Source organism: Myroides injenensis M09-0166 (assembly GCF_000246945.1).
GTDB classification, from domain to species: Bacteria; Bacteroidota; Bacteroidia; order Flavobacteriales; family Flavobacteriaceae; genus Flavobacterium; species Flavobacterium injenense.
On the sequence record NZ_BAEX01000175.1, the window covers coordinates 1 to 908 of the forward strand.

The 908-nt window shown below is 29.5% G+C and carries 1 protein-coding gene; it reads left to right on the forward strand.

Annotation, left to right across the window (positions count from 1 at the left end):
- Nucleotides 1–88: 88 nt before the first annotated feature.
- Nucleotides 89–908 (forward strand): IS982 family transposase (locus tag RH98_RS15030; RefSeq protein ID WP_010257868.1); only part of this gene is annotated, 820 nt, incomplete at its 3' end.

The window sequence follows — 908 nt, forward strand, 5'->3', positions numbered from 1 at the left end:
CCCGTTGTGCATTATGAATAGGTAGTAAAAAAAGTTGCCCATGCTTATAATAAGCAGTAAATTTAAGATCCTACCCAAAAACTTACCTATGGACAACTTGCTTGCAAATTACAAAAGAATATTAGAAGTTTTACAGTCAATTAGTGAAAATACTTTACTTTCTTATCAAAGACGCAAACCAAGACTAAGTGATCTGGAATTAATAAGTATTTGCTTAACAGCAGAATACCTTGGTATAGATAGTGAGAATTATTTGTTTACACTTTTACCTAAAGAATTACAACACAAAATAGAACGTAGTGTTTATAATAGAAGAAAACGTCGTTTATTTTTTCATATTGAAGCTCTAAGGACTAAAATATCAGGATTACTAAATAATAATCAAACCCATTTTATTATTGATAGTATGCCATTAGAGGTTTGTAAACTATCCAGAAGTAATAGAGCTAAAATTTGTAAAGAACAATACGCTACTTCTCCAAATCAAGGCTATTGCGCCTCTCAATCGATGCATTTTTACGGATATAAACTACATGCAGTTTGTTCATTCGAAGGTGTTTTTCATAGTATAGATTTAACTAAAGCTTCTGTACACGATATCAATTATTTAGAAGATGTAAAACATCAAATGAATGATTGTGTGTTAATTGGAGATAAAGGTTATTTGTCAAGCAAGGTACAATTAGATTTATTTGAGACTGCTAATATTGAGTTAAGTACTCCTAAAAGAAAAAATCAACTTGACTATAAGCCTCAATTCTTTTTATACCAAAAAGGAAGAAAAAGAATAGAAACCTTATTCTCTCAATTATGTGATCAATTTATGATTAGACGTAATTATGCTAAATCCTTTGAGGGATATAGAACTAGAATATTATCTAAGATAACTGCTTTGACTACAATACAGT